Source organism: Streptomyces sp. ID05-39B, assembly GCF_033794725.1.
GTDB classification, from domain to species: domain Bacteria; phylum Actinomycetota; class Actinomycetes; order Streptomycetales; family Streptomycetaceae; genus Streptomyces; species Streptomyces bobili.
In genome coordinates this window covers 1-14,093 of sequence record NZ_JARGEF010000215.1, presented here as the reverse complement: position 1 = coordinate 14,093, position 14,093 = coordinate 1, and the positions used below count along the sequence as shown (strand labels likewise).

The following is a 14,093-nucleotide window of genomic DNA, read 5'->3' as shown; positions in this document are numbered from 1 at the left end:
CAGATGTGTAAAAGAAGCAGCTCCCCGACCACGATGATCCTCGTCGCCGGCCCGTACCGCTCGGGTACCGGTGACGACCCAGCAAAGCTCGCCGTGAACGTGCGGGCCATGAACGAGACCGCCCTCGCCCTGTACCGCGCCGGGCACCTGCCGGTCACCGGCGAGGCACTGGCGCTGCCCCTGCTGGAGACGGCGGGCAGCACCGGCCCCGGCGACCCGCTCTTCGAGGAACTCTTCCACCCCGTCGCCGAACGCCTCCTCGACCGGTGCGACGCCGTCCTGCGCATCGGCGGCCCCTCGCAGGGCGCGGACCGGATGGTGGACCGGGCCCACGCGCGCGGCAAGGACGTCTACACCGACCTCGCCGACGTACCGGCCCCCGGCGGCACCCGATGACCGCCCCGGCCGGCCGTCCCGGCACCGGCGTCCCCGACCGTGGTGGCCGTCCCGGCACCGGCGTCCCCGACCGTGGTGGCCGTCCCGGTATCGACGTCCCCGACCCCCGCGGCCGTACCGGACTCGACCGCGCGGGCCGCGACCTGACGGGCAACGCGCGCGTGCGTGTCGTCGACGTCGAGGTGCTCGCCTGCGACTGGTCCGTGCTGCGCCGCACCACCTTCGACTACCAGCACGGCGACGGCCACTGGAGCCGCGAGCGGCGCGAGACCTACGACCGCGGTGACGGCGCCACCATCCTGCTCTACGACCCCCACCGGCGTACGGTCCTGCTGACCCGTCAGTTCCGGCTGCCCGCCTACGTCAACGGCCACCCCGACGGCATGCTGCTGGAGACCGCGGCCGGACTGCTGGACGGCGACGACCCGCGCGAGGCGATCCGCCGCGAGGCCGTGGAGGAGACCGGGCGCACGGTCCACGAGGTCGAGCACGTCTTCGACGCCTTCATGAGCCCCGGCTCGGTCACCGAACGCCTGAGCTTCTTCGCCGCCCCCTACGACGGCTCGGCACCCGGCGCCCGGACGGCCGGCGTCGCCGAGGAGGGGGAGGACATCACCGTCGTGGAGCTGCCCTTCACCGACGCGCTCGCCCTGATCCGCACGGGCGCGATCGCCGACGCGAAGACCATCATGCTGCTCCAGTGGGCGGCGCTGGACGGGCCGTTCGGCCTCAGCTCACGTTGAGTTCGGTGAGAGCGGTGACCTCGGTCAGCCCCGTCAGTTCGGTCAGTTCCGTCCGTTCGGTCAGGTCGGCCAGGTCGGCCAGCGGCAGAGTGTGCTGCGTCGTGAGGACCTTGGCGCGCAGGTAGCGCACGTTGTGCGGGGTGGTGAAGACGCCGGTGGGCACGCGCTCCTGGACGCCGATGCCCAGCCCGCGGAGCTGCTCGGCCTTGTCGGGGTTGTTGGACAGCAGGTCGAGTTCCGTGATGCCGAGGGCACGCAGCATCTGGGCGGCGGCGGTGTAGTCCCGGGCGTCCTCCGGCAGCCCGAGGGCGGCGTTCGCCTCGTAGGTGTCGAGGCCCTGGTCCTGGAGGGCGTAGGCGTCGAGTTTGTTGTAGAGGCCGATGCCGCGGCCCTCCTGGCGCAGGTAGAGCAGGACCCCGCCGTGCTCGGCGATGCGCTCGACCGCCTCGCGCAGCTGCGGGCCGCAGTCGCAGCGGGCGGAGCCGAAGACGTCGCCGGTCAGGCACTCGGAGTGCAGCCGGACGAGCGGGACGGGGCCGGGCCTGCCGAGGACGACGGCGACGTGCTCCTGGCCGTCGGCGAGCCCGTGGAAGGTGACGAGTTCGGCGTCGACCGAGTAGCCGTCGTGGAAGCGCAGCGGTACCCGGACGCGGGCACGCTGGGTGGCGGCGGGGGTGTCGAGCATGCGGGTTCTCCGGGTCCGGGTTTCTGCTTCAGATTTGAAGCAGATCTACGGTGGTGACCCTACCGCATGCTTTAAATTTGAAGCAACGGAATTGTGCCGCGGCTCACAGCGGCCCGGCGGCCCGGTGTTCGGCGGTCCGGCTACGGCGTCCCCGAGCAGGGCGAGGAGCGCCGACGCCAGGGCAGCTCCTCGGGCGCGGCCTCGCCGCCGTCCCCCTGCAAGCCCTGCGCGACCTGCGTGAAGATCTGCTCCAGCTGCCCCACCTGCTCGGGCGTCAGCCGGTCGAACAGCAGAGTGCGTACGGTGTCCACATGACCGGGCGCCGCGTTCTCCAGGACCGCCATGCCCTCGTCCGTCAGGACCGTGACGCTCCCGCGCTTGTCCCACTCGCAGTCCTCGCGCCGCACCAGCCCGTCCTTCTCCAGCCGCGTCACCGCGTACGTCAGCCTGCTGCGGGTCATCTTCAGCCGCTCCGCCAGGTCGGTCATCCGCAGCCGCCGCTCCGGCGCCTCGGAGAGATTGGCGAGGATGGAGTAGTAGGCGTGAGGCATGCCGGCCTCCTGCTGGAGCTGCCGGTCGATCGCGTCCTCCAGGAGGAGGTATCCGGCGATGTACGCGCGCCAGGCGCGCTGCTCCTCGGGGGTGAGCCAGCGGGTCGTCATGCCTCCAGTGTAGGTTTGTTTCAAACTTGAACCAAGGGGAGACCCGCGCCGATGCCGTACCCGTACGTCCTGCTGTCCGCCGCCGTCTCCCTCGACGGCTACCTCGACGACACCGGCCCCGACCGGCTGCTGCTCTCCGGCCCGGCCGACTTCGACCGGGTCGACGAGGTGCGGGCCTCGGTCGACGCCATCCTGGTCGGGGCCGGCACGATCCGCGCCGACAACCCGCGCCTGCTGGTCAACTCGCCCGTCCGCCGTGCCGCCCGGGTGGCCGCCGGGAAGCCGGAGTACCCCCTCAAGGTGACGGTCAGTGGTACCGGAGAGCTGGACCCGGGGGCGCGGTTCTGGCACACCGGCGGCGACAAGGTGCTCTACACGACGGACGCCGGCGCGGACCGTGCCCGTGCCCTCGGTCTCGGCGGCGCGGCCGGCGTCGTCCCGCTGGGCCCGGGCCTCGACTGGCGCCGGCTCCTGGAACACCTCCACGACGTGCGGGGCGTACGGCGCCTCATGGTCGAGGGCGGCGGCACGGTCCACACCCAGCTCCTGAAGGCGGGTCTCGCCGACGAGCTCCAGCTCGTCATGGCCCCGCTGTTCGTGGGCGACCCGCAGGCGCCCCGGCTCTTCGGCCCCGGGGGCTACCAGGGTGGCCGCCTGCGCCTGACCGGGACCCGGCGCATCGAGGACGTGGTCCTCATGTCGTACGAGCCCACCGCACCCGGTACCGGTCCGCTCCCCGCCGCCGCCGACCGGCACTGGCTCGCCCTGGCCTGCGAGCTGGCCGCCGCCTGCCCGCCGTCGCGGACCGCGTTCAGCGTCGGCGCGGTCGTGGTGGCGGCCGACGGCACGGAGCTGGCGCGCGGCCACTCCCGCGAGGCCGGCGATCCCGTCGTCCACGCCGAGGAGGCGGCCCTCGCCAAGATCGGCCCCGCCGACCCCCGGCTGGCCGGCGCGACCGTCTACAGCAGCCTGGAACCCTGCGCCCGGCGCTCCTCCAGGCCCGCCCCGTGCGCCCGCCTCATCCTCGACGCGGGCGCGCGCCGGGTCGTGACCGCCTGGCGGGAGCCGGACACCTTCGTCACCGACGCCGACGGCAGTGGCCTGCTCGCCGCCGCGGGTGCGGACGTCGTCGTACTTCCGGAGTACGAGGCGCAGGCCAAGGCGCCGAACGGTCATCTGCTCTGACGGACCCCCTGCGCGGACCCCCGGGTCCGACCGTGGTTCTGAGCGTCCCCCGCATGGCGTAGACTGGTGTCACACCGACGCGGGGTGGAGCAGCTCGGTAGCTCGCTGGGCTCATAACCCAGAGGTCGCAGGTTCAAATCCTGTCCCCGCTACTCAAGGCCGAGGGCCGGAATCCTGATCATGGGATTCCGGCCCTCGGTGTGTTCGGGGTGGCGCTGATGTCACCTTCCGTGATCGCGTCGGAGCCCTCCGCATCACATCTGAGTCACCATCAAAAACCTTGTGACTGCTGAGGGGTGTCCGGCCGGTGGTCAACTCGCCCGTTTTTCACCGGTCGTGGGTCGAAAGTCCAGGCCAGAAATGTTGTTGATCAAGCGGAACGGCTTGGAATCCCGCCCCCGAGTCTATTAACGTTCGATAACGCAGCGCGGTCGTCCCAGCCGTCACAAGAGTCGGCTCCGTGCGCACGCGCCGAATCCCGCAAGGGAACCGGGGAACCACCAACTTGGGGTGAATCGCGCGGAAGCCGCCGTACAGTCACGGCCGGTATACGCGCGTAGGAGACCTTCCCGCTCCGAACCCGTCAGCTAACCCGGTAGGCGACGGAAGGAAAGGAGCACGCCCGCGTGGCGTCCAACCGGCCTGTCCCAGAAGCCCCCACCGTGCCCGCCCAGCAGACCTTCGGCTACGGCACGTACCGCACCGACGAGGGCCCCTGGGAGGAGTGGAACCCCACTGAGGATTCCATTCGCCCGGTGCGCGGCAAGCACCGCGTCGCCAAGCAGCGCGGCGGACTCGCCCGCAGCTCCACCGTTCTCGGCGTCGGTGTCATAGCCGCCGTCGGCGGCGCCGGCATGGCCAGCGCCAACACCGGCAAGGCGCCGGTCTCCATCTCCCTTCCGGACCTGCCCTCGGTGGGTTCCCTCATCTCGGACGACGACACCCCCGAGGAGACGGCGGCCCCCGCGCTCAGCACCTTCGGCGCCGAGACCGTCGCCGAGGAGAGTGCCGACAGCGGTGCCGACGCCGGCGAGGCGCTGCGCAGCCGGATCATTGCGCAGGTCGAGTCGCAGCAGACCCAGGTCGAGACCAAGGCCCAGGAAGCCGCCGAGGCCACCGCCGCCAAGGCCGCCGCCGACGCCGTCGCCAAGGCCGAGAAGGAGGCCGCGGCCAAGGCCGAGGCCGCCAAGAAGAAGGCCGCCGAGGAAGCCGCCAAGAAGGCGGAGGCCGAGCGCCTCGCCGCGCTGGCCAAGCAGTACACGCTGCCGACCTCCTCGTACACGATCACCTCGACCTTCGGTCAGGCCGGCCCCTACTGGTCCTCCGGGTACCACACGGGCCTCGACTTCGCCGCGCCCACCGGCACGCTGATCAAGGCCGTGCACAGCGGCACCATCACGGCCGCCGGGTATGACGGGTCGTACGGCTACAAGACCGTGCTCACCCTCGATGACGGCACCGAGATCTGGTACGCCCACCAGTCCTCGATCGGCGTCAGCATCGGCCAGAAGGTCGCCACCGGCGACGTCATCGGCCGCGTCGGCGCCACGGGCAACGTCACCGGGGCCCACCTCCACATGGAGGTCCACGCGGGCGGCAGCGGCTCCGGCATCGACCCGGCCGCCTGGCTGCGGGACAAGGGGCTCAACCCCTGACATTCCTCCCAGGGGAGCCCCGCCGGGTTCCCCTGAGGTCTTCCGGGAAGTGTCACGGGGGTCGGTGAGGTCTACGCCCGGATGTTTCCCGGATGTTCGTCAACCCTGGCCGCCGGTGCGCAACGCGCGCCGGCGGCCAGGGTGTTGTCATCACCCATGACCTCTCTGGGCAAGCCCGGCTCCTCCGGCCCCGAGGTCCTCCCGCTCGCCCCCGGCCGGCAACGTCTTCGGCTGGACCGCGGACGAGGCGGCCCCCTGCGCCGTCCTCGACGCCGCGGCGCGTCGCTCAGGGCTGGTGCGGCTGGGCGTACGGGGCCTGGGCGGACGGAGTCTGCGGGTACGGGGTCTGCGGGTACGGGGTCTGCGGGTACGGCGAGGAGTACGGGGTGTAGGCGGCCCGCGGCTGGGGTGAGGCGTACGCGGTGTGTCCGGGGTACCCGTAGTACCCGGGCTGCGGATGCGCCGCCCCGGGCGGATACCCGTACCCCCCGTGCATGCCGTAGACCCCGTACACCGGCAGCGGCGCGGGTGCGGCCAGCCGGGAGGCGTGCTCCAGCGCCGGCCGGGCCACCTCCCTGCGCCGCCACAACTCGTTCAGCAACTCCCGTTCCCGTACGACGAAGTCGGCGCCGCCCCGCCCCTGCCGCCCGCGGTGCCGCAGGAACGCGAGAGAGGTGGCGTAGGCCTCGTACTGGGCGACCGCCCGTGCCGCGGGCCTGCCCAGGTGCCGGCGGGCGTACTGCCGGGCCACCCTGCGTGCCCGCATCGAGCCGAGGGCGTACGGCTCGGCCGGGCCGATCCAGCCGGCGGCCGTGTACGCGGGCAACTCGTCGCGCACGGTGCCCAGCTCCCGCTGGCGCGTCCACACCACCAGCCAGGTCAGCACCCCGAACGCGGGCACCATGATGGCCCCGTACACGGCGAAGAAGCCCCATTCGCCGAAGGTCGCCGAGCCGTTCCACAGGGCGTGCATGAGCATCGCGAGGAACAGGCCGCACAGGGGGAGCACCACGCGCCGCACGCGCTGCCGCTCGCCGGACAGCGCGGCGATGCCGAAGCCGAGGCCGGTCAGGACCGTGAACAGGGGGTGCGCGAACGGCGACATGACGACGCGCACGAAGAACGTCGCGACGGTGACGGAGGCGATGCCGCCGTCCCCGGTGAGCTGGTCGGTGCCGAAGGCGTTGCCGAGGTAGAGGATGTTCTCGGTGAACGCGAAGCCGGTGGCGGTGATCCCGGCTATCACCACGCCGTCGACGATCCCGGTGAAGTCCCGCCTGCGGAACAGGAACACGAGGAGAACGGCCGCCGCCTTGGCGGACTCCTCGACGACGGGCGCGATGACCGTCGCGCCCAGGGTGTCGGCGTGGGCGGGGTCGGCCGTCGCCGTCGCTATCCAGCGGACCGCGAAGCTGTTCGCGACGATCGCTATCAGCGCCGCCGCACACGCGCCCCAGGCGAAGGTGAAGACCAGGTTCCGCCAGGGGCCGGGCTCCACCCGGTCGAGCCAGCGGAACGCGGCTATGAGCAGCGGCACGGGCAGCACCGCGAGGCCCAGCCCCACCAGGAACCCCTCCGTGCCCGTCTGCTCACGGACCAGGGCGAGGATCACCAGCCCCGACAGGGCGAGCAGCGTGATCAGCGCGCCGTAACGGACCCACTTGTGCTGCCACCAGTGCGCGTGCCGCAGCACACCGCCCTCGGCCGGGCCGCCGGGCTGCGGCGGATGCGGGGGAAGCGGTGGGAACGGGGAACTGGTGGCCACGACATCGACCCTAACGAGGGAGAGGACGGTGGTGGGGGGAATTCCGGCTGGTCAGTGGTCCGGGCGACCCTCGTGCTGTACGCGGCGGAAGAGCAGGTCGTTCACCACATGACCCTTGTCCAGCCCCTGTCCCTCGAAACGGGTGAGCGGCCGGAAGTCGGGGCGGGCCGAAAAGCCGCCGTCGGCCCGGGTGTTGGCGAAGGCCGGGTGCGCGGTGAGCACCTCGAGCATCTGCTGAGCGTACGGCTCCCAGTCGGTCGCGCAGTGCACGAGCGCGCCCGGTCTCAGCCGGGTCGCGGCAAGGTCGAGGAACTCCAGCTGGATGAGGCGCCGCTTGTGATGACGCTTCTTGGGCCAGGGGTCGGGGAAGTAGACGCGCAGCCCGTCGAGGGAGTCCGGGGGGAGCATCTCGCGGAGCAGGATGATCGCGTCGCCGTTGGCCACGCGGACGTTCCTCAGGCCGGTCCGGTTCGCCAGGTTGAGGAGATTGCCCTGGCCGGGTGTGTGGACGTCCACGGCGAGGATGTTCGTCTCCGGGTCGGCGGCGGCCATCTGGGCGGTCGCCTCGCCCATGCCGAAGCCGATCTCCAGGACGACCGGACGGTCGTTGCCGAAGAGGTCGGCGAGGTCGACTTCGTGGCCGTCGATGTCCAGGCCCCACTTCGCCCACAGCCGCTGGAGCGCGTCGGCCTGTCCCGCGGTCACCCGGCTGCGGCGCGGCTGGAAACTCCTGATCCGCCGCTCGAAATGCGACCCGGCGGGATCGGCCCTCGGACCGTCGGGGAAGCGCGGCTCCCCCTTGGCGCGGGTACGGCGGACGGACTCGCCGGAGTGGTGATCACCGGGGGCGGGCCTGGGAGGTTCTGGGGTACTCAGCGAATCAGACACAGTGCGGTCGATTTTACGGGCGCCGGCGGGGGTGGGCCGGGCCGGCCGGAGTGCGTACGGACGGGGCGTGATCACCGTGGGGCCGCCGCCCGCCTACACCGGTCCCTGTGTCCCCGGTCCCTGTGTCCCCGGGGACTCCGGTGCCCGCAGGGCCGCCAGTGCCCTGCGGGCCACCTCCCGGCCGATCGGCAGGGAGGCGGTCGCCGCGGGGGAGGGGGCGTTGAGCACGTGGATCGCGCGCGGGGACTGCCGTATGAGGAAGTCGTCCACCAGGGAGCCGTCCCGGCGGACGGCCTGGGCGCGGACGCCGGGGACCGCGCGGACCAGGTCCTGCGGCTCGACCGCCGGCAGCAGGCGGCGAACCTCCTCGACGAAGGCGCGCTTGGACAGCGACCGGTGCAGCTCCCCGACGCCATGGCGCCAGTGCCGGCGGGCCAGGCGCCAGGCGCCGGGCCAGGCCGCCGTGGCCGCGGCCTCCCGCGGACGGACGACCCCCCAGCCGTACCCCTCGCGGGCCAGGGCCGGGACCGCGTTGGGGCCCACGTGGACGCTGCCGTCCAGGCCGCGGGTGAGATGCACGCCGAGGAACGGGAAGGCCGGGTCGGGGACCGGGTAGACCAGGCCGCGCACCAGGCCCTGGCGGGCCAGCTCGTAGTACTCGCCGCGGAACGGGACGATGCGGACCTCTGGGTCGTCGCCGGTCAGGCGGGCGATCCCGTCGCAGTGCAGCCCCGCGCAGTTCACCAGGACGCGACCGCGGACGACGTCCCCGCGCGCGGTGAGCACCGCCACACCGAGGTCGGGGCGGCGGTCGATGCGGACGACCCGCGCGCCGTAGCGGATCTCCGCGCCGGAGGCCTCGCCGAGCTGCCGGGCGACCGCGGTGAAGTCGCAGGTGCCGGTCGTGCCGACGTGGATCGCCGCCAGGCCGGTGACCTCCGGCTCGTACTCCGCGATCTGGGCGGGGCCCAGCTCGCGGACCGCGATCCCGTTCTCCCGGCCGCGCTGGGCCAGGGCGTGCAGGCGCGGCAGTTCCGCGCGGTCCGTCGCGACGATCAGCTTGCCGGTCACGGCGTGCGGGATGCCGTACTCCGCGCAGAACTTGATCATCTCGGCGGAGCCCCGCACCGCGTAACGCGCCTTGAGCGAGCCGGGGCGGTAGTAGATCCCGCTGTGGATGACGCCGCTGTTGCGGCCGGTCTGGTGGCGGGCCGGGCCCGGTTCCTTCTCCAGGACGGTCACCCGGGTGCCCGGCGCGGCACGGCTGATCGCGTGCGCCGTCGACAGGCCGACGATCCCGCCTCCGATCACCAGCACGTCGCAGTCGTAGCCGATCGTCCGCACCTGCACCACCTCCCGGCTTCGATAGTGCACTGCGCCACTGACAATGCCTTCAAACCCGTGAGGCGCCACCGGCGCGGCCGGCTCAGGCCGGCGTCATCAACAGGGGCCGGGCCCGCTCACGCAGCTCGACCACCCGCGGCTCGTCGCCGTACGGCTCCAGGCGGTGCAGGAGGTCCTTGACGTACTCGGTGGTGCGGGCGGACGAGATCCGGCCGGCCACCTCCACCGCCCGCACGCCCTGCGCGCAGGCGGCGTCCAGATTGCCCGATTCCAGCTCGGCTACCGCCGACACGACGAGCCGCAGGCCGTGCGAGCGCACGAACTCCTCCGTCGGCTGCGACAGCGCCTGCTCCGTGAAGCGGCGCACCTGGCGTGGTGCCTTCAGGTCGCGGTAGCACTCGGCGGCGTCGGCGGCGAAACGGTCGTAGGAGTAGAAACCCAGCCAGGTCGGGTCGTGGTCGCCGTCGCGGGCCCGCTCCAGCCAGCTCTCGGCCGCCTTGAGGGCGGCGCCGGCGGCCTGCGCGTCACCGGCGCGCGCGTGGGCGCGTGCCTCGACGAGCCGGAAGAAACTCATCGTGCGGGCGGTGGCCAGGCCGCGGTTGCGCTCCAGGGCGGCCTGGGCGAGGTCGACGCCCTCGTCGCCGAAGCCGCGGTAGGTCGCCTGGAGGGACATGGAGGCCAGGACGTATCCCCCGAGGGGCACGTCGGCCGCCGCGCGCGCGAGGCGCAGCGCCTGGATGTAGTAGCGCTGGGCGGCCTCCTGCTGACCGGTGTCGAAGGCGATCCAGCCCGCGAGCCGGGTGAGTTCCGCCGAGGCGCCGAACAGGGCGCGGCCGACCTCGTCGGAGTACGCGCCGAGCAGCAGCGGAGCCGCCTCCACCCGCAGGCACTCCGGCACCATGGACGAACGCCAGTCGCCGCCGCCGTACTTGGAGTCCCAGCGCCTGGCGTCCTCGGCGGCCTCCCGCAGTTTCCGTACGTCACTGTGGCCGACTTTGAGCGGTGCGCCGGAGGCCTCGGCGGAGTTGACCTCGCGCGCCACCGAACTGTCGGCCGGGGTTATCAGCCACCGCGAGGCGGGCGTCGCGTACGCGCTCACCGCGAACGAACCCGCCAGCGACTGCCAGATGCCGCCCGAGCCCGCCCGGCGCCCCGCGAGGTCGAGCCGGTACAGCTCGGTCGCCGAGCGCACGGCCTGGCCGACGTCCCTGGGGAAGGCCAGGCCCACTTCGGGCGCGGGGTCCGCGTCCGCCAGTCCGATCTCGTGCAACGGCACGGGCCGGCCGAGCTTCTGGCCGATGGCGGCCGCGATCAGATGCGGCGCGGCGCCCTGCGGCACCATGCCCTTCGACACCCAGCGCGCCACCGACGTCTTGTCGTAGCGAAGCGTCAACCCGCGTTGTGCGCCAAGATCGTTGACGCGACGCGCGAGTCCCGCGTTGCTGATTCCCGCGAGGGCGAGAACGGCGCCGAGTTTTTCGTTCGGCCCGCGTTGCTCCCTGGACATTGCGCCACCCCTCGACACAGACGGCTGCCGCGCTGGCATAACCATGCGGCATTCGTAAAACCCAGCGTAGTTCGCCGCATCCCAAGCGTTAAGGGGCATTCTTCCGGTTGGCGGGATTGTGGTCCGTACGGAAGTACGGGTCCCCATACGCACGGTTGCGGCGTGCTCCCGACGTGTGGCCGTGCGCCCGTCCGTGCGCTCTACTCCGGCCACCTCGGGAGCGCTTCCATGGGTGGTGCGTGGGTCGGCCCGCTGTACTGGATCCAGTGGGCTGGGGGACACCGCCGCCACAATCCCCGCGGGCGGCGGAGCGGTCCGGGGGGCGTTCTCCGCCTCCCGGACCGACGCGCCGTGTCGAGGGCGCGAGCGTGACGGAGCGTGTGCGAACCTGTGTGAACGGCGTTTCGACACGCGGTATTTGGCTGAAAATCGACCCTGTGTTCCGTCGGCGAATACGCCTCCCACCATGGAAATCCAGGGCGCTTGGGGCGTTCTGGGGGAGCGTATCGGGGGCGCATTCGCGTCGCACGCGCGGGGGTACACGCGGTGATCGCCGCCCCACGCGCGGGAGTTCACCCAGTCCTCCTGGTCGGTGCGGGGGCGCTCGCACAGGCGCACTCGCCTGATCCTGCGCGGCGTCACCTCCCTCTGCGGCGCGTTCTTCGTGGCAGCATGTGAACCGTTCGGACGGTGCAGCTGTTGTCCACAGCCTGTGGAGGCGTCGATGCGGTGGTTGGTGGGATGGAGCAGCACCGCCGCGGCCACCGGCCCCGGTGGCCCCGGCACATCGGGAGCGGGGGCGTACGGCGGCCCCGGCACGTACGCCGCCGAGGACGGCGGCCGGATCGGCCATGACGGCGAGACGCTGCACCCGGTCGGCTCCCAACTCCTGTGGGGAGACCCCGATCCGCTGTGGGCTGTCGGTGACTGGCGGTCCGACGAGGTGCGCGTCGTGCGGGCCGACGCCCGGACCCGGATCGCGGTCCTCGGCACCTGCGGGGCGACGGACGAGCAGCTGCGCGTCGGCCTGTTCGCCGCGCGCGGAGGCGCACTCCGGCATCTGACGGCCTGGCCCGGCAGCTACACCGCGATCGTCCAGGTCGACCGGCGCATCACCGTGTGCGGCGATCTCGCGGGCGCCCGCCCGGTGTTCCACACCCCCTGGGCCGGCGGTACGGCGTACGCGACGGCCGCGCTGCCGCTGGCCGACCTCATCGAGGCCAACCTCGACTTCGGCCACCTCGCCGCCCTGCTCGCCGCTCCCGACGTACCGGCCGCCGTGCAGGACTCCACCCCCTACGACGGCGTACGGCGCATTCCGCCGGGGCACGCACTCATCCTGCGCGCCGGTGCCCGCGAGATCGCCGGTTACGAGCAGGTCGCCTCGCTCGCCGTGGCCGCCGCCCCGGCGGACCCGGACAGCGCGGTCGACGGCGTCCGTGACGCCCTCGTCGAGGCAGTACGCGCGCGTCTGTCGGCGCCGCGGCACGTGCCCGACATCGACCCCGGCCCCGTACCCGGCATGGGGCCCGCGGAGCGGCGCGCCGCGCGCGGGATGCCGGTTCCGGGCATCGGCGCCGACCTGTCCGGTGGCCCCGCCTCCGGGACGCTCGCCCTCCTCGCCGCCGGCCTTCCCGGCATGCCCGGCACACTCCTCGGACACGGCACGGGCGCGGGCGAGCGCCTGCTCGCCGTCACCTTCAACGACCTGGCCGTCGGCGGACGCGAGGCGGAACTGGAACGGGCCGGGACCCTCGCGGCCAACCCCCGCCTGCACCACGTCGTCGTGGCCGGCGGCGAGGAGACCCTGCCGTACGCCGACCTGGACGGCCCGCTGACCGACGAACCCGGCCCCAGCCTGGTGACCGCGGCCCGCCACCGCGCCCGCCTCGCCGCGGGCAGCGCAGACCACTTCACCGGGTACGGCGCCCGCCAGGTCCTCGACGCCCACCCCGCCCGCCTCGCCGACCTCCTCATGGACCGCAGACGACGTCACCTGGTGCGCCCCGTCGCCGCCCTCACCAAGGCGGACGGCTCCGTCCTCGTCCCCGCGCGCGTGTACGGCGCCGCCCGCCGGCTGGCCCGCACGCCGTACCGGGCGGGACTGGACGGCCTCGCCGAACGGCTCATGCACCGCCGCTTCGACGACCCCGGAGGCGCGGTGGGCGCCTCCCTGGCCGCCCTCGCCTGGGGCGGGCCCGGCCCGGCGGCACGGTGGCTGACCGGCGAGGCGCTGGCCGAAGTATCGGTTCGCCTCCAGAGCACGGCCCACCGCGCCGGAGGCGGACCCGGCCAGCGCCCCGGCGACTATCGCGCGCGTGCCGCACTCGCCCGCCATGCGGCCGACCTGCGCGTCCTGGAACAGGCGGCCGAGATCCGCTCCCAGCGCCTGCACGCGCCCTTCCTCGACAACCAGGTCGTGCGCGCCTGCCGCGCCCTCCCCGAGACCCTGCGCGTGCAACCCGGGGCGCGCGCCTCGATCCTGCGCACGGTCCTCAAGAGCTCCGGCGTGGCCGACCTCCCGCCCGGCTGGGGCACCCCCACCCAGGCCACCACCGCCGCCGCGGCCCGCGCGGGCCTGCGCATGGCCGCGGACCCCCTCATCGCCCTCTTCGACGCTCCCCTGCTCGCCGACGCGGGCCTGATCGAGGCCCGCGTCGTCCGCAAGGCCCTCCGCGCGGCCGCCGCGGGCGAGCCCCTTCCCCTGGACGGCCTCGCCGACCTGATCTCCCTCGAACTGTGGCTCCGCCGCCTCCTCTCCCGCAGGGGCACCTGCTGGACAGGAACCCCGGCCCGAGCCCGCGCGGTCCCAGCGGGCATCGCCCCCCAGAGACGGGCGGTCTCCTCAGGGGGGTGAGCTGCGGCGACGGGGGCGCGGCGAGGGGCGACGTGGCGACGGGTCGCGGCGAGGGGCCGAGCGAGGCGGTGCGGCTGGCCTCTGACTCGGCTGCGGGTGGTTGCCTGGCCTGCGGTCACCGTCCTCTGCCGCTCGGCCTGCGGGCCTGCGTGCCGTTCGGGGCGGCACCGGGCGGCACAGGCGGGCGATGGTCCCACTCAAGCGAGGCCGAGAGCGGGGGAAGCACCCCGCCGGCGCCGGGCTGCGCCACCCCGCACCGACTCCGGTCACCGTCGCGGACGGCCGGTCAGCCGCCTCTCACGCGCGCGCCAGTCATGTCACACCGACGGCCGGTCAGCCGACCCCGCCAGAAACCCCGTGCCCCATCCCGCAACCCCAGCGACAATGACCCTGTGCGGTACAGAAT

At 73.2% G+C, this 14,093-nt stretch carries 11 protein-coding genes, 1 tRNA gene and 1 riboswitch; of the genes, 6 read left to right on the top strand and 6 right to left on the bottom strand.

Annotated elements, in window-relative coordinates; translation table 11 throughout:
• The first annotated feature begins 3 nt into the window (after nucleotides 1-3).
• A complete protein-coding gene (locus P1P75_RS32320) occupies nucleotides 4-396 on the top strand; it encodes a DUF4406 domain-containing protein (RefSeq protein ID WP_319262298.1) in 393 nt (130 codons plus the stop codon).
• Nucleotides 393-1,139, top strand: coding sequence for an NUDIX domain-containing protein (locus tag P1P75_RS32315; RefSeq protein WP_319262292.1), 747 nt, complete (start codon nucleotides 393-395; stop codon nucleotides 1,137-1,139). Before P1P75_RS32320 ends, P1P75_RS32315 begins: the two co-directional genes overlap by 4 nt.
• On the opposite strand, the gene ribA is transcribed toward P1P75_RS32315, so the two are convergent.
• Together ribA and P1P75_RS32305 are read right to left on the bottom strand one after the other, a co-directional pair.
• Entirely contained in the window at nucleotides 1,126-1,824 is a 699-nt protein-coding gene (gene ribA, locus P1P75_RS32310; protein ID WP_319262290.1) for a GTP cyclohydrolase II, read from the bottom strand. The two genes, P1P75_RS32315 and ribA, sit on opposite strands and share 14 nt — an antisense overlap.
• 140 nt (nucleotides 1,825-1,964) lie before the next feature.
• Nucleotides 1,965-2,486 carry a MarR family transcriptional regulator gene (locus P1P75_RS32305; protein WP_319262288.1) on the bottom strand — a complete coding sequence of 174 codons (522 nt, stop codon included), beginning with the start codon at nucleotides 2,484-2,486 and terminating at the stop codon, nucleotides 1,965-1,967.
• 51 nt (nucleotides 2,487-2,537) lie between these two features.
• Here P1P75_RS32305 and P1P75_RS32300 point away from each other — a divergent pair, with 51 nt between their 5' ends.
• From P1P75_RS32300 to P1P75_RS32290, 3 genes are all read left to right on the top strand, one after another.
• Nucleotides 2,538-3,671, top strand: a complete 1,134-nt coding sequence (locus P1P75_RS32300; protein ID WP_319262286.1) for a dihydrofolate reductase family protein — start codon at nucleotides 2,538-2,540, stop codon at nucleotides 3,669-3,671.
• A gap of 78 nt (nucleotides 3,672-3,749) precedes the next feature.
• Nucleotides 3,750-3,823 (top strand) — tRNA-Met (locus tag P1P75_RS32295).
• A gap of 307 nt (nucleotides 3,824-4,130) precedes the next feature.
• A riboswitch (cyclic di-AMP (ydaO/yuaA leader) is annotated at nucleotides 4,131-4,290 on the top strand.
• A 7-nt stretch (nucleotides 4,291-4,297) separates the two neighbouring features.
• Complete coding sequence (locus P1P75_RS32290; protein ID WP_319262284.1) at nucleotides 4,298-5,326, top strand: M23 family metallopeptidase; 1,029 nt, start codon at nucleotides 4,298-4,300, stop codon at nucleotides 5,324-5,326.
• Nucleotides 5,327-5,612: 286 nt separating this feature from the next.
• Here the strand turns inward: P1P75_RS32290 and P1P75_RS32285 are convergent, their stop codons facing one another.
• The 4 genes from P1P75_RS32285 to P1P75_RS32270 form a co-directional block, all read right to left on the bottom strand.
• Nucleotides 5,613-7,019: a PrsW family glutamic-type intramembrane protease gene (locus tag P1P75_RS32285; RefSeq protein WP_319262296.1), complete on the bottom strand. Its 1,407-nt coding sequence runs from the start codon at nucleotides 7,017-7,019 to the stop codon at nucleotides 5,613-5,615.
• Between the two features lie 123 nt (nucleotides 7,020-7,142).
• Nucleotides 7,143-7,979 (bottom strand): tRNA (guanosine(46)-N7)-methyltransferase TrmB, encoded by an 837-nt coding sequence (gene trmB, locus P1P75_RS32280; RefSeq protein WP_319262282.1) that lies wholly within the window; start codon nucleotides 7,977-7,979, stop codon nucleotides 7,143-7,145.
• 93 nt (nucleotides 7,980-8,072) lie between these two features.
• Nucleotides 8,073-9,332 (bottom strand): L-2-hydroxyglutarate oxidase, encoded by a 1,260-nt coding sequence (lhgO, locus tag P1P75_RS32275; RefSeq protein ID WP_319262294.1) that lies wholly within the window; start codon nucleotides 9,330-9,332, stop codon nucleotides 8,073-8,075.
• A gap of 73 nt (nucleotides 9,333-9,405) precedes the next feature.
• The gene (locus P1P75_RS32270) at nucleotides 9,406-10,830 is read right to left on the bottom strand and encodes an MFS transporter (RefSeq protein WP_086771060.1); all 1,425 of its coding nucleotides are present in this window, start codon (nucleotides 10,828-10,830) and stop codon (nucleotides 9,406-9,408) included.
• Nucleotides 10,831-11,554: 724 nt separating this feature from the next.
• Between P1P75_RS32270 and P1P75_RS32265 the strand changes: the two genes are divergently transcribed.
• Nucleotides 11,555-13,687 (top strand): asparagine synthase-related protein, encoded by a 2,133-nt coding sequence (locus tag P1P75_RS32265; protein ID WP_319262280.1) that lies wholly within the window; start codon nucleotides 11,555-11,557, stop codon nucleotides 13,685-13,687.
• The last annotated feature ends 406 nt before the right edge of the window (nucleotides 13,688-14,093 follow it).